This window comes from Pseudomonas sp. B10 (assembly GCF_900156235.1).
In the GTDB taxonomy this organism is placed as follows: domain Bacteria; phylum Pseudomonadota; class Gammaproteobacteria; order Pseudomonadales; family Pseudomonadaceae; genus Aquipseudomonas; species Aquipseudomonas siliginis.
On sequence record NZ_LT707063.1, the window covers coordinates 5,097,866 to 5,120,366 of the forward strand.

At 59.7% G+C, this 22,501-nt stretch carries 25 protein-coding genes; 11 read left to right on the forward strand and 14 right to left on the reverse strand.

From position 1 onward, the window contains the following. Nucleotides 1-25: 25 nt before the first annotated feature. Nucleotides 26-1,348, reverse strand: coding sequence for a putative porin (locus BXA01_RS23135; RefSeq protein WP_076566478.1), 1,323 nt, complete (start codon nt 1,346-1,348; stop codon nt 26-28). Nucleotides 1,349-1,629: 281 nt separating this feature from the next. On the opposite strand from BXA01_RS23135, the gene BXA01_RS23140 reads away from it, so the two are divergent. After that, entirely contained in the window at nt 1,630-2,754 is a 1,125-nt protein-coding gene (locus tag BXA01_RS23140; protein ID WP_076566480.1) for a GNAT family N-acetyltransferase, read from the forward strand. 117 nt (nt 2,755-2,871) lie between these two features. Here the strand turns inward: BXA01_RS23140 and BXA01_RS23145 are convergent, their stop codons facing one another. From BXA01_RS23145 to BXA01_RS23160, 4 genes are all read right to left on the reverse strand, one after another. Next, nucleotides 2,872-4,704 (reverse strand): ABC transporter ATP-binding protein, encoded by a 1,833-nt coding sequence (locus tag BXA01_RS23145; RefSeq protein WP_056783633.1) that lies wholly within the window; start codon nt 4,702-4,704, stop codon nt 2,872-2,874. 88 nt (nt 4,705-4,792) lie between these two features. Next, on the reverse strand, nt 4,793-5,356 hold the full coding sequence (locus BXA01_RS23150; RefSeq protein WP_041478824.1) for a peptidylprolyl isomerase: 564 nt from the start codon (nt 5,354-5,356) through the stop codon (nt 4,793-4,795). 3 nt (nt 5,357-5,359) lie between these two features. Next, entirely contained in the window at nt 5,360-6,163 is an 804-nt protein-coding gene (locus BXA01_RS23155; RefSeq protein ID WP_076566482.1) for an alpha/beta fold hydrolase, read from the reverse strand. A 14-nt stretch (nt 6,164-6,177) separates the two neighbouring features. Further along, nucleotides 6,178-7,101: a LysR family transcriptional regulator gene (locus BXA01_RS23160; protein WP_016771199.1), complete on the reverse strand. Its 924-nt coding sequence runs from the start codon at nt 7,099-7,101 to the stop codon at nt 6,178-6,180. 49 nt (nt 7,102-7,150) lie between these two features. Between BXA01_RS23160 and BXA01_RS23165 the strand changes: the two genes are divergently transcribed. The 3 genes from BXA01_RS23165 (at nt 7,151) to BXA01_RS23175 (ending at nt 9,525) form a co-directional block, all read left to right on the forward strand. Continuing rightward, nucleotides 7,151-7,465 carry a hypothetical protein gene (locus tag BXA01_RS23165; protein ID WP_016771198.1) on the forward strand — a complete coding sequence of 105 codons (315 nt, stop codon included), beginning with the start codon at nt 7,151-7,153 and terminating at the stop codon, nt 7,463-7,465. A gap of 232 nt (nt 7,466-7,697) precedes the next feature. Continuing rightward, complete coding sequence (locus BXA01_RS23170; protein ID WP_076566485.1) at nt 7,698-8,297, forward strand: FMN-dependent NADH-azoreductase; 600 nt, start codon at nt 7,698-7,700, stop codon at nt 8,295-8,297. A 361-nt stretch (nt 8,298-8,658) separates the two neighbouring features. Continuing rightward, nucleotides 8,659-9,525: a carboxylate/amino acid/amine transporter gene (locus BXA01_RS23175; RefSeq protein WP_076566488.1), complete on the forward strand. Its 867-nt coding sequence runs from the start codon at nt 8,659-8,661 to the stop codon at nt 9,523-9,525. 106 nt (nt 9,526-9,631) lie between these two features. On the opposite strand, the gene BXA01_RS23180 is transcribed toward BXA01_RS23175, so the two are convergent. Continuing rightward, entirely contained in the window at nt 9,632-10,930 is a 1,299-nt protein-coding gene (locus BXA01_RS23180) for a mechanosensitive ion channel family protein (protein ID WP_056783642.1), read from the reverse strand. A 191-nt stretch (nt 10,931-11,121) separates the two neighbouring features. Between BXA01_RS23180 and BXA01_RS23185 the strand changes: the two genes are divergently transcribed. Then, on the forward strand, nt 11,122-12,462 hold the full coding sequence (locus BXA01_RS23185) for a DEAD/DEAH box helicase (RefSeq protein ID WP_024012040.1): 1,341 nt from the start codon (nt 11,122-11,124) through the stop codon (nt 12,460-12,462). Between the two features lie 50 nt (nt 12,463-12,512). On the opposite strand, the gene BXA01_RS23190 is transcribed toward BXA01_RS23185, so the two are convergent. From BXA01_RS23190 to BXA01_RS23200, 4 genes are all read right to left on the reverse strand, one after another. Beyond that, complete coding sequence (locus BXA01_RS23190; protein WP_024012041.1) at nt 12,513-12,788, reverse strand: hypothetical protein; 276 nt, start codon at nt 12,786-12,788, stop codon at nt 12,513-12,515. Nucleotides 12,789-12,878: 90 nt separating this feature from the next. Continuing rightward, nucleotides 12,879-13,490 (reverse strand): Fic/DOC family protein, encoded by a 612-nt coding sequence (locus BXA01_RS23195; RefSeq protein ID WP_076566491.1) that lies wholly within the window; start codon nt 13,488-13,490, stop codon nt 12,879-12,881. After that, nucleotides 13,487-13,657: a YhfG family protein gene (locus BXA01_RS27370; RefSeq protein WP_143979047.1), complete on the reverse strand. Its 171-nt coding sequence runs from the start codon at nt 13,655-13,657 to the stop codon at nt 13,487-13,489. The genes BXA01_RS23195 and BXA01_RS27370 overlap by 4 nt, the downstream gene beginning before the upstream one ends. Nucleotides 13,658-13,811: 154 nt before the next feature. Next, the gene (locus BXA01_RS23200) at nt 13,812-14,555 is read right to left on the reverse strand and encodes a DUF899 domain-containing protein (RefSeq protein WP_076566493.1); all 744 of its coding nucleotides are present in this window, start codon (nt 14,553-14,555) and stop codon (nt 13,812-13,814) included. Between the two features lie 172 nt (nt 14,556-14,727). Between BXA01_RS23200 and BXA01_RS23205 the strand changes: the two genes are divergently transcribed. Then, the gene (locus tag BXA01_RS23205) at nt 14,728-15,120 is read left to right on the forward strand and encodes a hypothetical protein (RefSeq protein ID WP_056783658.1); all 393 of its coding nucleotides are present in this window, start codon (nt 14,728-14,730) and stop codon (nt 15,118-15,120) included. Between the two features lie 121 nt (nt 15,121-15,241). Here BXA01_RS23205 and BXA01_RS23210 read toward each other — a convergent pair whose 3' ends face one another. From BXA01_RS23210 to BXA01_RS23220, 3 genes are all read right to left on the reverse strand, one after another. Further along, nucleotides 15,242-16,111 (reverse strand): DUF6279 family lipoprotein, encoded by an 870-nt coding sequence (locus BXA01_RS23210; protein WP_076566496.1) that lies wholly within the window; start codon nt 16,109-16,111, stop codon nt 15,242-15,244. Between the two features lie 77 nt (nt 16,112-16,188). Continuing rightward, the gene (locus BXA01_RS23215) at nt 16,189-16,905 is read right to left on the reverse strand and encodes a TorF family putative porin (protein WP_016771158.1); all 717 of its coding nucleotides are present in this window, start codon (nt 16,903-16,905) and stop codon (nt 16,189-16,191) included. A 203-nt stretch (nt 16,906-17,108) separates the two neighbouring features. Next, a complete protein-coding gene (locus tag BXA01_RS23220) occupies nt 17,109-17,297 on the reverse strand; it encodes a hypothetical protein (RefSeq protein ID WP_016985943.1) in 189 nt (62 codons plus the stop codon). A 339-nt stretch (nt 17,298-17,636) separates the two neighbouring features. Between BXA01_RS23220 and BXA01_RS23225 the strand changes: the two genes are divergently transcribed. The 3 genes from BXA01_RS23225 (at nt 17,637) to BXA01_RS23235 (ending at nt 20,093) form a co-directional block, all read left to right on the forward strand. Then, nucleotides 17,637-18,473: a CvfB family protein gene (locus BXA01_RS23225; protein ID WP_016771157.1), complete on the forward strand. Its 837-nt coding sequence runs from the start codon at nt 17,637-17,639 to the stop codon at nt 18,471-18,473. 44 nt (nt 18,474-18,517) lie between these two features. Next, nucleotides 18,518-18,910: a DUF2177 family protein gene (locus BXA01_RS23230; RefSeq protein ID WP_024012046.1), complete on the forward strand. Its 393-nt coding sequence runs from the start codon at nt 18,518-18,520 to the stop codon at nt 18,908-18,910. A 253-nt stretch (nt 18,911-19,163) separates the two neighbouring features. After that, nucleotides 19,164-20,093 carry a DMT family transporter gene (locus BXA01_RS23235; RefSeq protein WP_041478962.1) on the forward strand — a complete coding sequence of 310 codons (930 nt, stop codon included), beginning with the start codon at nt 19,164-19,166 and terminating at the stop codon, nt 20,091-20,093. Here BXA01_RS23235 and BXA01_RS23240 read toward each other — a convergent pair. Then, nucleotides 20,041-21,222 carry an MFS transporter gene (locus tag BXA01_RS23240; RefSeq protein WP_076566498.1) on the reverse strand — a complete coding sequence of 394 codons (1,182 nt, stop codon included), beginning with the start codon at nt 21,220-21,222 and terminating at the stop codon, nt 20,041-20,043. The two genes, BXA01_RS23235 and BXA01_RS23240, sit on opposite strands and share 53 nt — an antisense overlap. Before the next feature lie 103 nt (nt 21,223-21,325). On the opposite strand from BXA01_RS23240, the gene ptrR reads away from it, so the two are divergent. Continuing rightward, a complete protein-coding gene (gene ptrR, locus BXA01_RS23245; protein ID WP_076566500.1) occupies nt 21,326-22,219 on the forward strand; it encodes a putrescine utilization regulator PtrR in 894 nt (297 codons plus the stop codon). Nucleotides 22,220-22,361: 142 nt separating this feature from the next. Continuing rightward, on the forward strand, nt 22,362-22,490 hold the full coding sequence (locus BXA01_RS27435) for a PA1414 family protein (protein ID WP_003184145.1): 129 nt from the start codon (nt 22,362-22,364) through the stop codon (nt 22,488-22,490). Nucleotides 22,491-22,501: the final 11 nt, after the last annotated feature.

Below are 22,501 nucleotides of genomic sequence, written 5' to 3' on the forward strand. Positions count from 1 at the left end.
TCGCTCGAAGCTTGTAGCTGTTTTCTTAGAACTTCGCTTCAGCATCCAGCTGCAGGGTGTTGGCATCTGCATCGCGCTGGCTGCGGCTGGCGAAGTCGGCCTTGGTCAGGAAGTACGTGGCGCCGACGGCGAAGTTCTTGTCGATGTCGTAACCGACCTTGAACTTGTGCCCGCGCGAACCGGTGGTGCCGTTGGCGAAGTCGGAGTCGGTGAAGGCGCCGACCACGGCATTGCGCTGCACGTCGCGATAGTTGTAATCGAGGTTGAAGCCGAACACTTTCGACTTGGCGCCGAGCAACCATGCGGTGTCCTGATCGGTCACGGCATCGTTGTTCTTCACGTACTGGCCGTAGAACGACAGTGGCATTGGCAGGCCGCCGATGTCGATCTGGCTGAACCCTTCATACAGACGGAATTCGTTGTTCGCCGAGTTGCCGTTGACCGCCAGGGCGCACGGCGTCGAGGTGCCGGTGCAGCGGCTGTCTTCGTCGTTCTGGTAGGCGTAGACGCTGCCGCCCAAGGTCATTTTCAGGTTGTCGGTGATGTTGAAGCGGCTGCCCAACTGGCCAGCGGTCAGGCGCAGGTCGTGGCGGAATTGCACGCCGTCGCCGTCAACGTTGTCCTTGAGGTTGTAGTTACCCAGGCTGCCGAACAGTTCGGCGCTGCCGCCCAGTGGGTATTTGTAAGTAACGGCCAGACCTTCCGGGTTGATATCGCTGTCCCAGATCACGTCGCCCATGCTCACCCACGGTTGCAGCATCTTGCCGCCGATCACGTGCAGATTCTTGATCTGATCAGGGTGATAGTCGATGTAGCCGAGGTCGAGCCAGATCTGCTTCTTGTCGAAGTAGTTGTCCTGATCCTGGTTGGTCGAACGCGCGTCGTCACCGCCGCCGGTGGCGATGCGGATGCCGGTGTCGACTTGCGGGTTGATCTCGGTGTAGGCGCCCAGACGCGCACGGATGCGCTGGCGGTCCTTGTCGCGGCCGCCGTTGTTCGGCTCGCCGTCGATCTTGATGGTTTCCTGACGAATACGTACGTCGCCCTTGAACTGGGTCTTCGCCGCCCAAGCCAGTTTCTGGTCGAACAGGCTCTGTTCGTTGGTCTTCTTCGCGACCGCCGCCACTTGTTCGTTGGTTTCCTGCTGCGCCTGTTGGGCGATTTGCTGAGCCTTCTGATCCTTGGCCAGTTCTGTTTGCAGCTCGATGTACTGCGCCTGGGAAATCGACCCGTTGGCCTTGAGCATGTCGAGCAGTTTGGCGTCGACTGCAGCACTGGCCGGAACGCTCATGGCCAGCAACAAGCCGCCGCACAGGGCCGCTGCAGTTTTCGTGGAAGCAAGACGCATAGCAATCTCCGAAGATGAAGGGGATGGCTGAACCATCCTGGGCACAACCGGCCTGAAGGCCGGAAAACTGTGTCCGGGTTAGAACCCGGCGCTCTAAAAACAGGCGCCAGTATCGCGATGGTTTATGACAGAGCGGTGGCACAGTGATGGCAGGTTGATGACGATGCGTACCAGCCGTGAACTATCGAGTTAGAGCGCTGTCGGCCGATTGAGCGTGTGCAACGGGGTCGCGATAAGCGATACTCGCCGGGCTTTGTCGCCAAGCTGTGGAGTGCCAGTGAATGCCGTTGCAACGCCTGCAAGACCTGTCAGAAATCGCCCCGGCAAGCTGGGATGCGCTGGTGCCGGACAACCAGCCGTTCCTGCGCCACGCCTTCCTCAGCGCGCTGGAAGACAGCGGCAGTGTCGGCCCGCATTCAGGCTGGCAGCCCGAACATTTAATGCACATCGAAGATGATCGACTGATCGCCGCACTGCCCAGTTATCGCAAGTGGCATTCCTACGGCGAATACGTCTTCGATCACGGTTGGGCCGACGCCTGCGCGCGTGCCGGCATCGATTACTACCCCAAACTCCTGACCGCAGTGCCCTTCAGTCCGGTCAGCGGTCCGCGCTTGCTGGCGGCAACAGTGGAGGACGGTTTCGAACTGCTGAAAAGCCTGCCGGGCTATTTGCAGATCGAAGAACTCTCCAGCGCGCACATCAATTTCACTGATCCGTTTACCGATGCGGCGATGGCCGAGCAACCGGGCTGGCTGCAGCGTATCGGCTGTCAATATCACTGGCAGAACCGTGAATACCGCGACTTTCAGGACTTCCTCGACGCCCTCAGTTCACGCAAGCGCAAGCAGATGCGCAAGGAACGCGAGCAGGTGGCGGGGCAGGGCTTCGAGTTCGAGTGGCTGGAGGGGCGTGAGCTGGACGAGGCACAGTGGGATTTCGTCTACGCCTGCTATGCCAACACTTATGCGGTGCGGCGTCAGGCGCCGTATCTGACGCGGGAGTTTTTCAGCCTGCTGGCCGAACGCATGCCCGAAGCGATTCGCGTGGTCCTGGCCAAACAGGGCTCACGGCCGGTGGCGATGGCGTTCAGTCTGGTCGGTGGCGACAGTTTCTACGGGCGTTATTGGGGCTGCCTGGCCGAGTTTGATCGGCTGCATTTCGAGACGTGTTTTTATCAGGGCATGGACTACGCGATTGCCCATGGCATCCAGCGTTTCGACGCCGGGGCGCAGGGCGAGCACAAGTTGATTCGCGGCTTTGAACCGGTGATCACCCATTCCTGGCATTACCTGCGGCATCCGGGGTTGAAAGCGGCGGTGAAGGATTTCCTCCAGCAAGAGCGCGCCGGGGTTCTGGCCTATGCCGAAGAGGCCCGGACAGCGTTGCCTTATCGCCAAACCTGACCATGATCGTTCCCACGCTCTGCGTGGGAATGCAGGCCGTGACGCTCCGCGTCACTGGACGCGGAGCGTCCCTTGAGGCATTCCCACGCGGAGCGTGGGAACGATCATATCGCGCGATCAGTCGATACCGACAAACCCTCCGGTCTGGTGCGCCCACAACCGCGCATACAGGCCACGATGGGCGAGCAGTTCGGCGTGGGTGCCGCTCTCGGCGATCTTGCCGTTTTCCAGCACCACCAGACGGTCCATGCGCGCGATGGTCGAGAGACGGTGGGCGATGGCGATTACGGTTTTGCCCTGCATCAAGGTCTCGAGGCTTTCCTGAATCGCCGCTTCAACCTCCGAGTCCAGCGCCGAAGTGGCTTCGTCCATGATCAGGATCGGCGCGTCCTTGAGCAGTACCCGCGCAATCGCGATGCGCTGGCGCTGACCGCCCGACAGTTTCACCCCGCGCTCGCCGACATGGGCATCGAAACCGGTGCGGCCTTCAGCGTCGGACAGCAGTGGAATGAACTCATCGGCGCGAGCCTTGTGCACCGCCTCCCACAGTTCAGCGTCGGTGGCGTCGGGTTTGCCGTAAAGCAAGTTGTCGCGGATCGAGCGGTGCAACAGCGAGGTGTCCTGAGTGATCATGCCGATCCGCGCACGCAGGCTTTCCTGGCCGACTTCAGCAATGTTCTGCCCATCGATCAGGATGCGCCCGCCCTCGACGTCGTATAGGCGCAGCAACAGGTTGACCAGGGTTGATTTGCCGGCGCCGGACGGGCCGATCAAACCGATTTTTTCCCCCGGTTTTATCGTCAGATTGAGGTCGCCGATGATGCCTTTCTTCTTGCCGTAGTGAAAATCCACGTGCTCGAAACGCACTTCGCCCGAGGCCACGGCCAGCGGTTTGGCCTGCTCGCGGTCGGTGACGCTGACCGGTTGCGAAATGGTGCGCAGACCGTCCTGGACCATGCCGATGTTTTCGAAAATGCCGGTGACCACCCACATGATCCAGCCGGACATGTTGACGATACGAATCACCAGGCCGGTGGCCAGGGCAATCGCGCCGACGGTGATCAGCGACTGCGTCCACAGCCACAATGCCAGCGCCGTGGTGCCGACGATCAGCAGGCCGTTCATGGTGGTAATCGCCACGTCCATGCTGGTCACCACGCGACCGGCCATCTGCGCTTTGACGGTCTGTTCCTCGATCGCTTCCTTGGCGTAGTGCTGTTCGAAGTTGGTGTGAGCGAACAGTTTCAGCGTGGCGATGTTGGTGTAGCCGTCGACGATACGGCCCATCAATTTCGAGCGCGCGTCAGAGGCTTCCACCGAACGCTCTTTCACGCGCGGCACGAAGTAATACAGCGCGCCGATGTAGGCAACGATCCAGGTCAGCAACGGGATCATCAGGCGCCAGTCGGCTTCGGCGAACAGCACCAGCGAGCTGATCGCATAGATCACCACGTGCCACAGTGCATCCACCGCTTGCACGGCAGAATCGCGCAGCGAGTTGCCGGTCTGCATGATGCGCTGGGCGATGCGCCCGGCGAAGTCGTTCTGGAAGAAATTCAGGCTCTGCTTGAGCACGTAGCTGTGGTTCTGCCAGCGGATCATGCTGGTCATGCCCGGGCTCAGGGTCTGATGCACCAGCAGGTCGTGCAGGGCAAAGAAGATCGGTCGCAGCACCAGAGCGACCACCAGCATCCAGGTCAATTCGAGGGCGTGGTCGCTGAAGAAATTCGGGTTGGGCGTGCCTTGTGCCAGGTCGATGATGCGGCTCAGGTAGCTGAACAGCGCTACTTCGATCAATGAGGCAAACAGGCCGATGACGAGCAGTGCAGCGAAACTCGGCCAGACCTGCTTCAGGTAATAGACGTAGAAGGGCCAGACGCGGTCCGGCGGAGACGCCGTCGGGGCGTCGCGGAAGATATCGATCAGTTGTTCGAAACGGCGATAGAGCATCAGATAACCGCCCGGAATCCGGGCTCTCCTTTTATCAGTGCGAGCGGCGCAGGCTCAGCCCCACGCCGCTCGATATGCCCGGCGAAACTCAGTCGATGCGCTTGGCCGACTTGATGATCACAGGGTCGACAGGCACGTTTTGCATGCCGCTTTTGGTGGTGGTCTGCGAGTTGACGATGATGTCCACGACATCCATGCCCTTGACCACTTTGGCGAACACCGCGTAACCAGCGTCACGGCCCGGATCGAGGAATGCGTTGTCGGCAACGTTGATGAAGAACTGGCTGGTCGCCGAATCAGGGTTGGAAGTACGCGCCATCGACAGGGTGCCACGAACGTTGTGCAGGCCATTGCTGGCCTCGTTCTTGATCGGCGCCTTGGTTTCTTTCTGTTGCATCTGCTGGGTGAAGCCGCCGCCCTGAGCCATGAAGCCCGGGATCACGCGGTGGAAAATGGTGTTGTTGTAGAAGCCGCTGTCAACGTATTCAAGGAAGTTCTTCGTGCTGATCGGTGCCTTGACCGGGTCCAGTTCGATTTCGATCTGGCCGTTGGTGGTGTCCAGCAGCACGTGGGGCGCCTTGGCCGGGGTAGCAGCCATCAGGTTGGCGGCAAACAGTACGGAGCCGGCGGCGAGGGCGAGTTTTTTCAGCATGGGTCAGTGATCCTGAGAGTGAAGGTCGGCTGTGGCGAGAAAATCCAGCAGCGTGTGATTGAAGCGTTCGGGTTGATCGAGCGGGGTGGCATGGCGCGAGTCGTCAATTACCACCAGCCGCGCATCCGGCAGCAGTTTTACATAGGTTTCTTTTAACGCCACCGGTGTGTAGTCACGGTCGGCGCTGATGACGAGCGTTGGACAGGACACCCGGGAAAGTCGTTCCTGAACGCCCCAGCCCACGATCGCATCGAAGCTGGCGAGATAAGCACGTTTGTCGTTTTTTGCCCAGCGTTCGGCCATTTTCCGTCGCAGATCGGCCTGTTCCGGCTTGGGGAAAAGTTTGCTGCCGAGGGCTTTGCCGATGGTTTCCAAGCTGAGCACGCGCATCAGGCTCCAGCGTTTGAACCACTGCCAGTAGTCGTCGCGGGTGCGCAATTTGACTTGTGGCGCGCTGTTGACGATGGTCAGGCTCTTGAGCGCCTGAGGCTGATCGACGGCCAGTTGAAAGCCGATCATCCCGCCCATCGACAGCCCGACGTAGTGCACCGGGCCGAGGCGCAGGTGCTCGATCAAGGCCAGCAGGTCGGCGCTGAACCCGGCAATGCTGTAGCGCTCGCGGGGTTTGTCCGAGCGCCCGTGGCCGCGAATGTCCGGGACGATCACCCGGTAGTGCGCGGCCAGCGCGGGGATCTGCATTTCCCAGTCCAGGGTGCTCGAGCCGAGCCCGTGAACCAGCAGCAACGGCGCACCGTGGCCATATTCCTCGTAGTGCAGGTTGCAACCTTCGTGCTCGAAATACGCCATCGGTGAACTCCGTGTCAGGCTTGTTCAGGTGCGGCGAACGGTGCGTCCAGCGGCAAGGTGTCGAAGGTGCGCAACAATTCGATAAGGATTTGCGTGGCCGGGCCCAGGGGTTTGTCCTTGTTCGAATACAGATAGAAGCTCGAATTGCGGCTGCCGCCTCGGTCCAACGGTAGCAGCTTGAGCGAACCATCCTTGAGCTCGCGGTCGATCATGTGCCGCGGTAGCCAGGCAAAGCCCAGGCCGCTGCTGACAAAAGTCGCGGCGGTGGCGAGGCTGCCGACGGTCCAGCGCTGTTCGGCGCCGAGCCAGCCGACATCGCGCGGCTGCTGGCGGCCGGAGTCGCGGATCACCACCTGCATCTGGGTTTCCAGATCCTGAAAGCTCAGCTCGCGATTGAGCCGATGCAGCGGGTGATCAGGGTGGGCGACGGCGACGAACTCGACATCGCTCAATTCCGCACCCAGGTAGCCGGGAATGCTCAGGCCGGTGATTGCCAGGTCCGCCACGCCTTCGAGCAGCACTTCCTCGACGCCCGACAACACTTCCTCGCGCAGACGCACGCGGCAGCCGCGACTCTGCGGCATGAACGCGGTCAGGGCGCGGACGATCCGCGCGCTCGGGTAGGCCGCATCGACCACCAGCCGCACTTCCGCTTCCCAGCCTTGCTCCATGTGATGGGCGAGGTCTTCGAGTTGGCTGGCCTGTTTGACCAATTGCCGCGAACGGCGCAGCAATACGCCGCCGGCCTCGGTGAGCACGGCTTTGCGCCCGTCGATGCGCAGCAATGGCACGCCGAGCTGATCCTGCATGCGGGCGACGGTGTAGCTCACCGACGATTGCGAACGGTGCAGGGCCTCGGCGGCCTGGGCGAATCCGCCGTGGTCGACCACGGCCTGCAACGTTCGCCATTGATCAAGGGTCACGCGGGGCGCTTTCATCAATAGCTCCTCTTGTCCTAAGCTGGCCGTCCCTCATGGAGACTGCCGAATGAAAAAATTCTGTTGTGTGGTGCTGGCGCTACTGCCGTTGACCGCGTTTGCCTATCCGATCGATGTGCAAAAGGATCTCAACGGCATGAAGATCGACTACGAGACTTACGACACGGACAACGACATCGGCTCGATCCGCGTGGCCAACTACGGTGATGTCGACGCGACCTGCCGTGCGGTGTTCAGCAACGGCCCGGAAGCACCACGCACGCGTAGCATCGATGTGCCGGCGGGCAAGCATAAAAACGCCACGGCCAAGTTCACCCGCGAGATCATCAAGCTGCGCATCAAACTGACCTGCACCCCGAAATAACGCTATTTTCCTGTGGGAGCGAGCCTGCTCGCGAAGACGGAGTGTCATCCAGAGATGATGTGACTGACATTCCGCTTTCGCGAGCAGGCTCGCTCCCACAGGGGATATGGGTCTAGCTTATAAACGAATTTATCGATGGATTACAGCGGATATTTGCGCTTTTTCATCGATTCGACTCTGTTTAACCTTCACTCCATCGACTTACAACATTCTCGGATGGAGGCTACACACCATGTCCCGCGTTCTGATCATCGAAAGCAGTGCCCGCCAGCAAGACTCGGTTTCCCGTCAACTGACCCAGACCTTCATCGCTCAGTGGAAAGCCGCGCACCCTGCCGATCAGATCACCGTGCGTGACCTCGCCGCGAACCCGGTGCCGCATCTGGACGCCAACTTGCTGGGCGGCTGGATGAAGCCCGCCGAGCAGCGCAACGACAGCGAACAGGCGTCGCTGGACCGCTCCAACCAATTGACTGATGAGCTGCTTGCCGCCGACGTGCTGGTGCTGGCGGCACCGATGTACAACTTTGCGATCCCGAGCACGCTCAAGGCCTGGCTTGACCATGTGCTGCGTGCCGGGGTGACCTTCAAGTACACCGAAACCGGCCCGCAAGGTCTGCTCAGCGGCAAGCGCGCCTTTGTCCTGACTGCTCGCGGTGGTGTGTATGCCGGTGGCCCGGCGGATCATCAGGAACCGTACTTGCGGCAGGTGATGGGTTTCATCGGGATCAACGACGTGACCTTTATCCATGCTGAGGGCATGAACCTGGGCGGTGACTTCCAGGAGAAGGGCCTGAATCAGGCCAACGCCAAACTGTCTCAGGTCGCTTGATCGGTTAATCGCCAGATAATCGCCGATTGTTTAAGTGACCTGGCGCAACCCCTTCAAGGTTCCACGCGCATCGAACCTCCCTTTGCACTTTTGCTCCTGAGTGCTGTAGCCCGATTGAACGCTTTAGCGAGATCGGGCTTTTTTTTGTCTGCGATTTTTCTGAACACTGCACATCCGAATTTCACATAAGTCCCTGTGGGAGCGGGCTTGCCCGCGATGGCGGAGTGTCAGTCGACAAATACTTGCCTGACCCTCCCTCATCGCGGGCAAGCCCGCTCCCACAGGGATTTGTGTTGTTCGAGGGTTCGCGGTCTGGCGCAAAAACCGCTATCGTCGCCGCCATTCGATTTTCGAGGCGAGCATGGGCTATCTACTTTGTGTCACGCTGATCCAGGCGTTTTCCTTCAGTCTGATCGGCGAATACCTGGCCGGGCATGTCGACAGTTACTTCGCGGTGCTGGTGCGTGTGGTGCTGGCCGGGCTGGTGTTTATTCCGTTGACGCGCTGGCGTTCGGTGGAGCCGGCGTTCATGCGTGGCATGTTGCTGATCGGCGCGTTGCAGTTCGGTGTGACTTACGTCTGCCTGTACCTGAGCTTCCGCGTGCTGACGGTGCCGGAGGTGTTGCTGTTCACCATTCTCACGCCGCTGCACGTGACGTTGATCGAAGACGCGCTGAACCGCCGCTTCAACCCGTGGGCATTGATTGCTGCGCTGGTGGCAGTCGGCGGTGCGGCGGTGATTCGCTTCGACAGCATCAGTCCCGACTTCTTCATGGGCTTCCTGCTGCTGCAACTGGCCAACTTCACTTATGCCGCCGGGCAGGTCCTGTACAAGCATCTGGTGGCGAAGCATCCGAGTGATCTGCCGCATTACCGCCGCTTCGGTTATTTCTACCTCGGTGCATTGGCGGTTGTGCTGCCAGCGTTCCTGTTGTTCGGCAAGTCGAACTTTCTCCCGGAAGCGCCGTTGCAATGGGGCGTGTTGCTGTTTCTCGGACTAGTCTCGACTGCGTTGGGTCTGTACTGGTGGAACAAGGGCGCGTGCATGGTCAACGGCGGAACACTGGCGGTGATGAACAACCTGCACGTGCCGGTGGGGTTGCTGTTGAATCTGCTGATCTGGAATCAGCATGAGGAACTGGGGCGGTTGTTCCTTGGCGGGGGGGTGATTCTGGCAGCGGTGTGGATCAGCCGGTTGGGCATCCGCAGATCCCCGGCCGCCGCATAACCCCTGTGGGAGCGAGCCTGCTCGCGAAGGCGTTGGGTCAGATAAGTATGGGTCGACTGACACATTGCATTCGCGAGCAGGCTCGCTCCCACATTGGATCTTTAGGTTACATCAGGTGTTTTTCCGGCTCGGGAATACTCGCCGAGCCCAACACCGCTGGCAGCAACCCGGCGCGCAAATCCCCGCCACTCGGCTGTTGATACAGACTCAAGCCAAACTCCGGCAACACCGCCAGCAGGTAATCGAAAATATCCCCCTGAATCCGCTCGTAATCGGCCCACACCGTGGTGCGGGTGAAGCAGTAGATTTCCAGCGGAATGCCCTGCGCGGTGGTCTGCATCTGCCGGACCATGCAGGTCATGTTCGGCTGAATCTCCGGGTGACTCTTCAGATACGCCAGCGCATAGGCGCGGAAGGTGCCGATGTTGGTCATGCGGCGGCGGTTGGCCGACATGGCTGCGACATTGCCCTGCGCTTCGTTCCAGGCCTTGAGCTCGGCTTTCTTGCGGCCCATGTAGTCGGTCAGCAGGTGCACCTGCGAGAGCTTTTCTTCCTCGTCGTCGCGGATGAAGCGCACGCCGCTGGCATCGATGAACAGGCTGCGCTTGATCCGCCGACCGCCGGACTGCTGCATGCCGCGCCAGTTCTTGAACGACTCGGACATCAGCCGCCAGGTCGGGATCGAGACGATCGTCTTGTCGAAGTTCTGCACTTTGACCGTGTGCAACGTGATGTCGACCACGTCGCCATCGGCGCCGACTTGTGGCATTTCGATCCAGTCGCCGACCCGCAGCATGTCGTTGCTGGTCAGCTGCACGCTGGCGACGAACGACAGCAGCGTGTCCTTGTAGACCAATAGAATCACTGCCGACATCGCACCCAGACCCGATAGCAGCAACAGCGGCGAGCGGTCGATCAATGTAGCGACGATGATGATCGCGCCGAACACGTACAAAACCATTTTCGCCAGTTGCACGTAGCCTTTGATCGAGCGCGTGCGGGCGTGCTCGGTGCGGGCATAGATGTCGAGCAGGGCGTTGAGCAGGGCGCTGACCGCCAGCAGCAGGAACAGAATGGTGAAGGCCAGCGCGACGTTGCCGAGGAAATTCATCGCGGTTTTGCTCAGCTCCGGCACCAGGTGCAGGCCGAACTGGATCACCAGCGACGGCGTCATCTGCGCCAGTCGTTGAAACACCTTGTTGTGGCGAAAGTCGTTGATCCAGTGCAGCGCCGGCTGGCGGCCGAGCATGCGGCTGGCGTGCAGGATCAGGTAACGCGCCACTCGTCCGAGCACCAGCGCGATGACCAGCAGCACCAGCAGCGCCAGTCCCGATTGCAGAAGTGGGTGCTCTTCGAGCGTGCCCCAGAGGCCTTGGGCTTTGAGCCAGAGCTGTTTGATATCCATGAGCGAAACGTTTCTTCTGTAAGACGCGAGGGCCGATTAGAGCATTTAAGACGCTGTGTATTGCAGCGAGTGACAAATCGGGCAACAAAAAAACCACTGATTGTCGCCGTTTGCACAAAGAAACTCGGCCTGAGCGCTCGAAACCGGTAACCTATGCAGCTGTTTTTTTGCATATCTTCGAGGTAGCACCCGTGTTTTCCCAATTCGCCCTGCACGAACGCCTGCTCAAAGCCGTGGCCGAGCTGAAATTTGTCGAGCCAACGCCAGTGCAAGCCGCGGCCATCCCGCTGGCGCTCCAGGGGCGTGATCTGCGGGTGACGGCGCAAACCGGTAGCGGCAAAACCGCCGCTTTCGTCTTGCCGATCCTCAATCGCCTGATCGGCCCGGCGAAGATCCGCGTCAGCATCAAGACGCTGATCCTGCTGCCGACCCGTGAACTGGCCCAGCAGACCTTGAAGGAAGTCGAACGCTTCTCGCAGTTCACTTTCATCAAGTCCGGCCTGATCACTGGCGGCGAAGACTTCAAGGTGCAGGCGGCCATGCTGCGCAAAGTGCCGGACATCCTCATCGGCACCCCGGGGCGGATGATCGAGCAGCTCAACGCCGGCAACCTCGACCTGAAAGAAGTCGAAGTGCTGGTGCTCGACGAAGCCGACCGCATGCTCGACATGGGCTTCGCCGAAGACGTGCAGCGTCTGGTCGATGAGTGCCCGAACCGTCAGCAGACCATGCTGTTCTCCGCGACCACCGGCGGTTCAGGTCTGCGCGAGATGATCGCCAAGGTCCTGAACAACCCTGAGCACCTGCAGCTCAACGCCGTCAGCCAGCTCAACTCGACGACTCGCCAGCAAATCATCACCGCCGACCACAATCAGCACAAAGAGCAGATTGTGAACTGGCTGCTGGCCAACGAGACCTACCAGAAGGCCATCGTCTTCACCAATACCCGCGCCATGGCCGACCGCATCTACGGCCGCCTCGTGGCCCAGGAATACAAGGCGTTCGTGCTGCACGGCGAGAAAGACCAGAAGGATCGCAAACTGGCGATTGATCGTCTGAAGCAGGGCGGTGTGAAGATCCTCGTCGCGACCGACGTTGCCGCCCGTGGTCTGGACGTCGACGGTCTGGATCTGGTGATCAACTTCGACATGCCACGCAGCGGCGACGAATACGTACACCGCATCGGTCGTACCGGCCGCGCCGGCAACGACGGTCTGGCGATCTCGCTGATCTGCCACGGCGACTGGAACCTGATGTCGAGCATCGAGCGCTACCTGAAGCAAAGCTTCGAGCGCCGCACCATCAAGGAAGTCAAAGGCACCTACGGCGGGCCGAAAAAGGTCAAGGCCTCGGGCAAAGCCGTCGGCGTGAAGAAGAAAAAGACCGACGCCAAGGGCGACAAGAAGAAAACCGCCGCCAAGACGCCGACCAAGCGCAAGAGCGTCAACCGTCCAAAGCCGGATTCTCTGGTGAGCAGCGACGGCATGGCCCCGCTCAAGCGTCGTAAGCCAGCCGAGCCTGCGGCTGAGTAAGCTTTAGCAGCGCATATAAAAAACCGGACATTGTCCGGTTTTTTTTCGCCTCAACTGTCGGCTTTTTTCTCTGCCGACCCCAGTTCCTTCAGACGCTGATCGATCAACTGGCATTTGTCCGGCAGATCGGCGCTGGCCGTGCCCAGATCCATTTTCTGCAGCTCGGCGTTAATCTCCTTGGCTTTTTCCGGATTCTGCTCGGTGAGCTTGGAGACTTCCTTGGCCAGTTGTTCGCGTTTGATCGTCGCCTCTTCCGGCGTGCAGGCCCAGACGGGCAGGGCGCAGACAAGGGTGGCGGCGAGGGACAGCTTGATCAGGGTTTTCATGGGCAGGCCTCAGTTCCGGTTAAGGCGGGTTAACCGGTTGAGGGCTGAAGCGTGGCAAAAGTTCAGTAAGCTTCGCAGGAGGAATGCGGATCAAAAGTTCGCTTCAGCTATCGACGCGCCGATGCAGTGATCAAAGATATCGACAAGAGGTTGCTCAACTCCGTAGAAGGAGTGAATGCATGCGTCAATCCACCCTTGGCGATCCACCGAATGCCAATCGATCGAATAACCTGCGTTGTAAATGATGTATTCAAAGACAATACGCTGGGTTCGTCCGTTACCCTCTCTGAACGGGTGGGCAACGTTGATATTTCCATACATCTCGGCCACTGAGTGGATGAGGTGATCACGTGAGTAGTCCTCGAACCAGCCTGCATTGGCCATTTTCGAAAACTCTTTTGCGACCTCGCGCTCAATGAATTCCGGGCTGCAAAAACGGGTGTTGCCCTTGCTGATTGCCAGCGTGCGGATTTCACCCGCCCAAGAATAGACTTTGTCGAACAAGGTGCGGTGAACGTCTTTCAACGTAGCAAGACTGTATGGGGGGGCAATGAATTCCAGTTTCGCAGCAGCTAATTCGTTGATATAGCGTTCCGCTTCGTCCAAATCCTCTGCGGTGCGCAAATCGAGCAGATTGATGAGTACGTCTGAGCCCGGATAGCAATCCGGGGCTTGGTCAGCACCATATTTATCATTACTCAAACTTTTACGTGCCGGACGGCTTTCAGGGCAGCCTCCCGAGTAGGGAGTTTGATTTCCCCATCGCAAGGTGAAGGAGCGAAGCCTTCCAGGCGCAAACTAGCTGCGAAGTTGGCTCTGCGATGCTTGGCGAACCAGATTTTCTTGGTTTCTAAACTCAGCTTTTCCATCTTGCCCCCTCAATGTCAGGTGCGCCAATTGTAGCGGAGGAATGTCCGAAAGGCCCCGATGACTTAGCATCGCACATTCGCAGGTGCTGTAGAATCCGCTCGTCGGGCCTCTCTGGGTAGAAGTGCACCGGGGGAGCCCATGCACGGATTGCGCTCAAGACCGCTGCTCACTCTGACAGCAACCCGACTTCGGCGCACCGTCATACCGATCATGATGCCGCACCCATTCCATGATCTCGTCTTCATTCCTGCCCTTGGGCGTCAGATCCAGATAGTGGTAAGCGCCAACCAGCATGTCCAGGCCGCGCGCGTATGTGGAATAGGTGTGAAAAATCTCGCCTTCGTCATTGCGATAAAACACGCTCAGCCCCGGCATTTCTTCCTCGGCGCTGTCGGTTTTTTCGTAGTTGTAGGTAGCCTTGCCCTCGGCGACGTCCTCAGCCCGGGCGCAAACGCCGAAGTCGTAATTGAAATCGCAACCTTCTGACGAGACCCAGTCGAATTTCCAGCCCATGCGTTGTTTGAACGCCTGAAACTCGCGGAACGGCGCGTGGGAGACGGCGACCACCGCGACGTCGTGATGGGCCAGGTGCTGGTTGGCGCCGTCAATGTGGTCGCTGAGGAACGAGCAGCCCTGGCAGCCTTGCTCCCAACCTTTGGCGAACATGAAGTGGTAGATGATCAACTGGCTGTTTTGGCCGAACAGATCATTGAGCCTCAGCTCGCCGTTCGGGCCTTGGAAGTGATAGTCCTTGTCGACCTTCACCCACGGCAGGGCGCGGCGCTCGGCGCTGAGGCGATCGCGTTCCCGGGTGAAGGCTTTTTCGCGGGCCAGATGCTGCTGGCGGGCGGCGAGCCATTCTTCGCGTGATACCACCGGATGGTTTGTAACGTTCATGACGATGTCTCCTGCGGGTTGAACCGGCTGTTTCAGCCTAGTCGTTCATCGTGCGAGGGAATCGACAGCCGCCGGTCGGTCGGGTCCGGAAATACTGCTGAACGGCTGCGCAGCGCTTCGGTCACAACCTTGAAAGCGGCACAAAATCACCCGCACCGGAGGTTGGATCAGGATGACGACTTATAACTGGGATTTGATTGAACGTTTGCTGCATGAAGTGCAGAACAGCGCTGGCCACAGCTTCGCTCCCCGCGCTTATGCCGAAGACCATGCGGCCGAGAAAGCCAGCGCCGGCGAGCCGATCGACAATCTCGATCACTTGAAAACCCTGGCCTGTGATTATGAAAAGCTCTTGCTGGAGCGCGGATTCATCGAGCCGCGGCCGGATCACGAGGGTAGTACTGGCAACAACTTCATTCTGACCCCGCGCGGCTCCAGCCTGCTGAGCCTGATCGACAGCAGCATCCCCGGCAACGACCATCCGCGTCAGGTGCTGGATGAGCAGGAGGATGCGCTGGATGAGGTGACGTTTGATGAAGTCGCCTCAAAGGCTCAAATCGCCTGAACCAGTGAAAACCGCCCTGTGGGAGCGAGCCTGCTCGCGAATACGGTCTGTCAGTGACATTGAACTGTCTGATACACCGCTATCGCGAGCAGGCTCGCTCCCACATTGGATTCCAGTAATTTCAAGGTTTCTGCGCGGCCTTCAGGCACTTGAGGTCATTGAAGTCTTTGCGCACTCCCTCGATTTTCTTCAGCAAGCGCTCACGCTGCTGCGGCGTGCTCTCGGCCATCAAGTCGACAAACAGCGAGCGCGCCTGGGCTTCGGTGTTGGCGTAGGCCTTGCGATAATCCGCTGTCCACAACCGCTCGCGATTGACCAGAAGTGTCTCGATACGTTGTGGGAATTCCGCGCTTTGGCGTTGCGCAACGGCGGCGCTGAACTGTTGCTGCCAGTGCGCGCGGTTGGCGATCCATTGGGTGTTCTGGTCGCCCAAGGCATTGGTCCAGGCCACGACGCGTTGTTTCTGTGAATCACTGAGCGGGCCTAGCCAATCGTTCAGGCGTTTTTCCATGCGCTCGCCGCGCTCCTTGATCTGCTGGGCCAGCGGCGGTTTCACGTATTCCTGCTGACGTTTGCGCAAATCCTTGGCAAACGCGTCGTTCATTTCTGCCACCTGTTTATCGTCCAGGCCTTGCAGCAACTCAATGGCCGAAGGGGTGATTTCCCGGGCGGTTTCGGCAATGGCCTGCTTGGCTTCGGCGGTGCGCTCCTGTAGCGCGGCGTCGCTGACCTGATTGCTCTCGACCATGGCCTGCAAACGGTCCAGCCAGTCGAGGTAACCCGGTAGCTGCGTGGTGCAGTGCCAGCTCAGGTGTTCTCTGAGCCTTTCGTTGAACCAGTCTTTCTGCTCGCCGTTCATGTCCACGTAGTCACTCAGCGACCATGGAATAATCACGTCGAGGTTGCGGTAGGCCAGGCCCACGCGGCTGCAAGCGCCTAGGGCGAGGGTGAAGATGAGCAGGGCGGCAATCTGTTTGAACCAGCGAGACATGGGCAAATCCTTGCGAAAGCCTGGCGTCGGAAATCTGATTCTTATGTGATGCAGGATGCGCGCGGCAGTTCAGCCGATCAATAGAACGTGCGTACAGCCTTGAGGGTGACGAGGCCGTCGCACTCGCTGTTGTGCCCGGAATAGGCCGAGCAATCACTGCCGCTGAGGCTGGAGTCGCTGTAGATCAGGTCAAGATCGACGCCCATGAACGGCCGCGACAGTTTCACCGACCAGTCAGTGAAACTGCTGATATAGCCACCGTCCACCGCCGCCGGTGTATTCAACTGGTGCGTGGTGTATTTCATGCTCACGCCGATGCCGAACGGCTGATTGCCAGTGAGGTCGGCAAACAAGGTGTTGTTCTGTTTATCCGGGTCGTTGCTCAGGGCAATGCCGAAGCGACTGCCGAGCAGAGTGAGGCCACCAAACAGCTCTTGGCTGTCGAGGGTGTCCACGCGGGGATAGCTGTAATGGATCATCCCGACTTCATAGCCGAGCACCTGATCGAACGGCTGCTTGAAGCCGACGTAGGAATCGATCTCGAGGTTCTTGCCCGGGCTGATGCCCATGCTCGGCGCGTACTGGCCGAAATACACGCCGCTGTCGTGGCTCAGATCAAGGCCGCCGTGGAACGAGCCGACCGCCGCCGGTTTGACCAGACCCTGGGCCATGCTGCGGCTGGGCGTGGTGCCTAGCTTGAGATCGAAGTCACCCAGTTCACCCTGAAAAACCTGCGCGTGCGCGGTCGCGCCTGACAGCAGGCTGACGAACAATAAACAGGGAAATGGGCGCATGCGTCACTCCATGAACCGCGAGCGCAGGGCGAAGGCCTGCTGAAACGCTTGATCTAGACGCGTGCAAGGATACCGGCGAATGCCCGGCATTGATGGCCGTTCGTCGATTTTCGGGAATTTTTGTTTAAAGCGAAGGGGTGTTGCGCGGTGCCAGTCCAGGCGCTTCGAAGCTCAAAGCGCCTCTGGACGGGGTAAAACCGGTGTTACTTCTTGCCCAGGCTGATCTGCTTGGACGGGCCGAATGTCTGGCCACTGACGCCTTTGGCAATTTGCTGGATCTCGCCGCCGGACTTGAGGAATGCTGCGATCTGATCGTTGATCGATTCGCTGGTTTCAACGGCTGGAGCTGGCTTTGCTTTGCTGGTGGATGCTTTTACACGCATGGCGGCCATTAACCTTTAGAAAAGTAACTCGGCCAGGCATCGTACAGGAATAACTTGACAATAGCTTGGTAAATATCCCCCGGAATAACCAAGCCCAGCGCTGCATTATTGCCTGATCGACACTGTTAATTTTTAGCTAACTCCCTGTTTTAAATAAGAACATCGAATCGGCGTGAGGCAATTGTGCGCAGCCGTAAGCCGCCCGGCCGGACTGACGAGCGGCACCTCATCGGGCAGTGATCAAAAAAAATCAACAGGTTGACGCAGATTTTCCGCTGCGAGGATCTGTCGCCCGACGTTGGCGGCAAAAACGGGTAGAATGCCGCCCACGTATTGAGGGTTTCGGAAATGGCTTTAGTCGGGCGTTACAACAGTTTGCAAGTGGTTAAACACACTAACTTCGGTTTATATCTGGACGGCGGTGCCGACGGCGAAATTCTTTTGCCCAACCGTTATATCCCTAAAGATATTCCCAGCGAAGATGAAGACTGGCTCAACGTATTCATCTATCTGGACAGCGAAGACAAACTTCTCGCCACCACGGAAAAACCCAAAGTTCAGGTCGGCGAATTTGCCAGCCTGAAAGTGGTTGAAGTCAACAGCATCGGCGTGTTCCTCGACTGGGGGCTGCCGAAGGATCTGTTGCTGCCGTACTCGGAAGAAAAGCGCCAGATGACCGCTGGCGAATACTGCGTGGTGCACGTCTACCTCGACAAACACACGCGCCGCATCACCGCCACCGCGCGCCTCGATCGTTACCTGGACAAGACCCCGGCCACCTACAGCCCGGGCCAGGAAGTTGATCTGCTGGTGGCCGAAGCCACCGACATGGGCTTCAAGGCGATCATCAACAACAAGCACTGGGGCCTGATCCACAAGAACGAGATCTTCAAGTTCATGCGTTCGGGCATGCGCGAGAAAGGCTTCATCAAGGAAGTGCGCGCCGACGGCAAGATCAGCCTGAGCCTGCAACCGGTTGGTCAGGAAGCGGCGAGCAGTCTGAGTTCGAAGATCCTCGGCAAGTTGCGCGAAAACGACGGCACCCTGGCGGTCAGTGACAAGAGTGATCCGGCGTTGATCAGCAGCCTGTTCGGCGTCAGCAAGGGCAACTTCAAGAAAGCCATCGGTTCGCTGTACAAGGAAGGCAAGATCGTCATCCACGCCGATCGCATTGAACTAACCTGAGCCTTGAGTGGCCCATGTTGCAGGCCACACAAGAGGTTGGATCGATGAAAAAGGCGCTGATCGCTTACGTCGCAACGCTGCTGACGTTTCTGCTGCTCGATGGCATCTGGCTCGGGCTGCTGATGGCGCCGACCTATCGCGAACTGCTCGGTTCGCTGATGCTGGAAAAACCGCTGCTGTTGCCCGCAGCGGTTTTTTATTGCCTGTACGTTATTGGCTGCGTGGTGTTCGTGGTGTTGCCGGCGCTGAGCTGGCAGAGGGCGGCGAAGCTGGGCGCGCTATTGGGACTGGTGGCCTACGGCACTTATGACCTGACCAACTGGGCAACCTTGCGCGACTGGTCGGTGCAGGTGAGTTTGATGGACTGGGCGTGGGGGACAGTGGCGACGGCGGTTGCTTGCACGGTGGGTTATTTGATGGCGAAGCGATTCACGTGAGCTGATCCGGCAGTTGTGTTGGCAGTGCTGGCCTCTTCGCGAGCAGGCTCGCTCCCACGTGTTCACCGAATCCTCTGTGGGAGCGAGCCTGCTCGCGAATGACGGCGCAGCCGTCAACCATTCAGCGCTGACGCCACTGACCAACTTAATGTCTTTTCCAGACGGCTTTTTCCGCGCGACTGATTGATAATTCCCGACACTGTTTTCTGACCATTGGATGGCCTGCCATGTTGTGTGTGTTCGAGGTGATGCGGTGAGTGCCGAGCGGCGCAATGCCGACGGTTTTGCCCTGCAAGTGATGATCGGCCTGTGCCTGATCTGGGGTGTGCAGCAAGTCCTGATCAAGTGGGCGGCAACGGACATCGCGCCGGTGATGCAAGCGGCGGGGCGCTCGGGGATTTCTGCGTTGCTGGTCGGTTTGCTGATCTGCTGGAAGGGCGGTTGGGATCAGGTCGGCAGCACCTGGCGCGGCGGCTTGCTGGCCGGTGCGCTGTTTGGTCTGGAGTTTCTGTTCATCGCCGAAGGTCTGCAATTGACGACCGCCGCGCATATGTCGGTGTTCTTGTATACCGCGCCGATCTTCACCGCACTCGGCGTGCATTTCCTGCTCGCCAGCGAGCGGTTGCGCCCGTTGCAATGGCTGGGGATTCTGCTGGCGTTCATCGGCATCGCGATTGCCTTCGCCGGCGGTGTGTCGTGGGACAACCTTGATCGGCGCATGCTGCTGGGCGATGCCTTCGGCGTATTGGCCGGCGCCTGTTGGGGCGCGACCACCGTGGTGGTGCGCGCCTCGCGACTGTCGGAAGCGCCGGTGACATTGACCCTGTTCTATCAGTTGCTGGTCGGCTTCATCGGCCTGCTGTTGATCGCGCTGTTCAGCGGCCAGATCACCCACGTCAGCCTGACCACCGTGGCGGTGGCGAGTGTGCTGTTCCAGGGCCTGGTGGTGTCGTTCTTCAGTTACCTGGTGTGGTTCTGGCTGCTGCGCCGTTATCTGGCGGCCAACCTTGCGGTGTTCTCGTTCATGACGCCGTTGTTCGGCGTGACCTTCGGCGTGCTGCTGCTCGGCGAACAGTTGAGCCTGAACTTCGTCATCGGCGCCGTGCTGGTGCTGCTCGGCATCACTTTCGTCAGCGCCGAACAGTGGCTGCGTCGGCGTTTGCGCAAGGCGCTGGGCCAGTAGCCTTGGCCTGCATTGCCAGCGCGCCGGCCAGCAACAAGCCGGCACCGGCGATCAGCAGCGCCGGCTGCAAGCCGCCGCTGAAATGGCTGCTCAGCGCCGCCAGCAGCGGGCCGCTCAGCTGGCCGACAGCGAAGCACGCCGTGAGCATCCCGGCGTTGCGCTGAGTGTCGTGGGGCGCCAGCTCTCGCGAACGCTGCATGACCAGTTGCATGCACGCCAGAAACGGTGTGCCGCAGAGGATCACCCCCAGCGCCAGGCCGACGCCGCTGCCCAGCAGGCAAGCAAACACCCCGGCCGCTTGCAGCCACAACGTCGCCATCAGCCAGTGCCGCGTGGTCTCGGGATCATGTCGGCGCAGACTCACCAACCACACACCGATCGCCGCGCCGAGGCCAAAGCACGGCCAGAACAGATCCGCCTGCCACTGGCCGTGAAACTGCGCGTTGGCCATCTGCGACAGGAACGTTGCCGGAATGATGTAGCCGATGCCGTACAGCGCATATACCAACGCCAGCCGGGCAATGCCGCGATTCGCTGGGTTCACATGGGTTGTTGCTGGCCTCGCTACCACCGTGGGCTGCGGTAACAACCGCCAGACGCCGAGCATCATCAGCAACGCGGCGGCCGCGTAAATCAGCCACAGGGTTGCCGATGTCTGCTGCAAGCGATGTGAGGCCAGCGCCAACAACCCTGTGAGAAAAATCCCCAGACCCGGCCCGGCAAAAACCAGAGCCCCCCAGCGCGGGCGACCCGCTGCCGCCGCCAGCGGCTGACTGAGCGAAGTAATCATCACCAGCACCCAGGCACTCGCCACTCCGGTACCAAAGCGCATCAGCAAGTGCGACCAGAAACCGTTGGCCCAGAACGACGCCAGGGTCAACAGCACGCACAGCCACAGCCCGCCATGCAATCGTCGCTGCACCTGCTGCGGCCGCTGGGCGAACATCGCATCCACGGCACCGAGCAGATAGCCGAAGTAGTTGGCCGCCGCGATCAGCCCGGCGGCGGTGAGGTCGATCTGCCCTTCGCTGAGCAGGTGCGGCATCTGAGGTGTCAGGGCGAAACGGCCAATGCCCATGGCCATCATCAGGGCAACGAAACAGGCGGATAAACGTATCAGCGGCGACATGGTCGGGCTTCCTTCAAGGCAGCAATGACCGTCAGGCTAGGATCGATTGACTTTCTTTAAAATTGAATAATAGTGAGTAACTTGTTCTGTTAAGGAGAAAGCAGTGGAATTCAGCCAACTGCGGATATTCCAGGCGGTCGCCGAGGAAGGCTCGATCACCCGCGCCGCCGAGCGCTTGCATCGTGTGCCGTCGAATCTGTCGACGCGCCTGAAACAGCTCGAGGAGCAGCTGGGTGTCGAATTGTTCGTGCGCGAACGGCAGCGCTTGCAGCTGTCGCCGGCGGGCAAGGTTTTGCTCGACTACACCGGCAAACTCTTCGCTCTGCGCGATCAGGCCAGTGCGGCGGTGATGGGCGGGCAACCGGCCGGGGATTTCGTGCTGGGCACCATGTACAGCACGGCGGCGATTCATCTGCCGGCGCTGCTGGCGCGTTATCACAAGCAATACCCGATGGTGAATTTGCAGGTACAATCGGCGCCGACCGGCGAACTGCTCGAAGGTTTGCTCACCGGCCGCCTCGACGCGGCGTTGGTCGACGGACCGCTGGAACTGGCCGGGCTCGATGGCGTGCCGCTGTGCGAAGAACGCCTAGTGCTGATCACCGAAATCGACCATCCACCGGTGCACAGCGCGCGGGATGTCGAGGGGCGCTCGGTATTCACCTTCCGTCAGGGCTGTTCATATCGCATGCGTCTGGAAGCGTGGTTCTCTCATTATCACGCGGCGATGGGCCGGCCGATGGAGATCGAGTCTTATCAGGGCATGCTCGCCTGTGTGATTGCCGGCAGTGGTGTGGCGTTGATGGCCGAGTCGATGCTGGCCAGCCTGCCGGGTCGCGAAAGTGTCGCCGTGCATCCGTTGGCCGAGCCTTTCGCGGGTGCGACAACATGGCTCATGTGGCGCAAGGGTATGGCCGGGGCAAACCTGAATGCCTGGATTGACGTGCAGCAAGCGGTCTATCCCGTGGCTTTGCATGAAGTGCGGGAAACCGCGTGAACCAATCGCAACAGATTCTGTTCAATTCAGTAACAGATCATTGCGGATTTGGCCGAGCATTGCGTAGGACTTCGGACTATTATCAGTGCGAAGCGGCCTCAGAATTCCGGCCGCTCAGCACCACCCTGAAGGGGGCATGACGATGAAAGAGAAAATCCAGAACTGGCTGCACGATTTGGGAGTTGCCCTCGGTTTGATCGAACCGCCTCTGCAACCGGTACCGATTCGCACGGACGACGAACAGCGCCGACGCCAGCCACGTCGCCGTTAATACCTGCGATC

Excerpts from the sequence above, each read along its gene's own strand:
- BXA01_RS23205 (WP_056783658.1), top strand. The coding sequence starts at position 14,728 with ATGACGACTTATAACTGGGATTTGATTGAACGTTTGCTGCATGAAGTG.
- BXA01_RS23175 (WP_076566488.1), top strand. The coding sequence starts at position 8,659 with ATGGGCTATCTACTTTGTGTCACGCTGATCCAGGCGTTTTCCTTCAGT.
- BXA01_RS23220 (WP_016985943.1), bottom strand. The coding sequence starts at position 17,297 with ATGGCCGCCATGCGTGTAAAAGCATCCACCAGCAAAGCAAAGCCAGCT.
- BXA01_RS27370 (WP_143979047.1), bottom strand. The coding sequence starts at position 13,657 with ATGGAAAAGCTGAGTTTAGAAACCAAGAAAATCTGGTTCGCCAAGCAT.
- BXA01_RS23155 (WP_076566482.1), bottom strand. The coding sequence starts at position 6,163 with ATGGCGTATTTCGAGCACGAAGGTTGCAACCTGCACTACGAGGAATAT.
- BXA01_RS23180 (WP_056783642.1), bottom strand. The coding sequence starts at position 10,930 with ATGGATATCAAACAGCTCTGGCTCAAAGCCCAAGGCCTCTGGGGCACG.
- BXA01_RS27435 (WP_003184145.1), top strand. The coding sequence starts at position 22,362 with ATGAAAGAGAAAATCCAGAACTGGCTGCACGATTTGGGAGTTGCCCTC.
- BXA01_RS23150 (WP_041478824.1), bottom strand. The coding sequence starts at position 5,356 with ATGCTGAAAAAACTCGCCCTCGCCGCCGGCTCCGTACTGTTTGCCGCC.
- BXA01_RS23240 (WP_076566498.1), bottom strand. The coding sequence starts at position 21,222 with ATGTCGCCGCTGATACGTTTATCCGCCTGTTTCGTTGCCCTGATGATG.
- BXA01_RS23190 (WP_024012041.1), bottom strand. The coding sequence starts at position 12,788 with ATGAAAACCCTGATCAAGCTGTCCCTCGCCGCCACCCTTGTCTGCGCC.
- BXA01_RS23165 (WP_016771198.1), top strand. The coding sequence starts at position 7,151 with ATGAAAAAATTCTGTTGTGTGGTGCTGGCGCTACTGCCGTTGACCGCG.
- BXA01_RS23170 (WP_076566485.1), top strand. The coding sequence starts at position 7,698 with ATGTCCCGCGTTCTGATCATCGAAAGCAGTGCCCGCCAGCAAGACTCG.
- BXA01_RS23160 (WP_016771199.1), bottom strand. The coding sequence starts at position 7,101 with ATGAAAGCGCCCCGCGTGACCCTTGATCAATGGCGAACGTTGCAGGCC.
- BXA01_RS23140 (WP_076566480.1), top strand. The coding sequence starts at position 1,630 with ATGCCGTTGCAACGCCTGCAAGACCTGTCAGAAATCGCCCCGGCAAGC.
- BXA01_RS23135 (WP_076566478.1), bottom strand. The coding sequence starts at position 1,348 with ATGCGTCTTGCTTCCACGAAAACTGCAGCGGCCCTGTGCGGCGGCTTG.
- BXA01_RS23225 (WP_016771157.1), top strand. The coding sequence starts at position 17,637 with ATGGCTTTAGTCGGGCGTTACAACAGTTTGCAAGTGGTTAAACACACT.
- BXA01_RS23230 (WP_024012046.1), top strand. The coding sequence starts at position 18,518 with ATGAAAAAGGCGCTGATCGCTTACGTCGCAACGCTGCTGACGTTTCTG.
- BXA01_RS23200 (WP_076566493.1), bottom strand. The coding sequence starts at position 14,555 with ATGAACGTTACAAACCATCCGGTGGTATCACGCGAAGAATGGCTCGCC.
- BXA01_RS23215 (WP_016771158.1), bottom strand. The coding sequence starts at position 16,905 with ATGCGCCCATTTCCCTGTTTATTGTTCGTCAGCCTGCTGTCAGGCGCG.
- BXA01_RS23145 (WP_056783633.1), bottom strand. The coding sequence starts at position 4,704 with ATGCTCTATCGCCGTTTCGAACAACTGATCGATATCTTCCGCGACGCC.
- BXA01_RS23210 (WP_076566496.1), bottom strand. The coding sequence starts at position 16,111 with ATGTCTCGCTGGTTCAAACAGATTGCCGCCCTGCTCATCTTCACCCTC.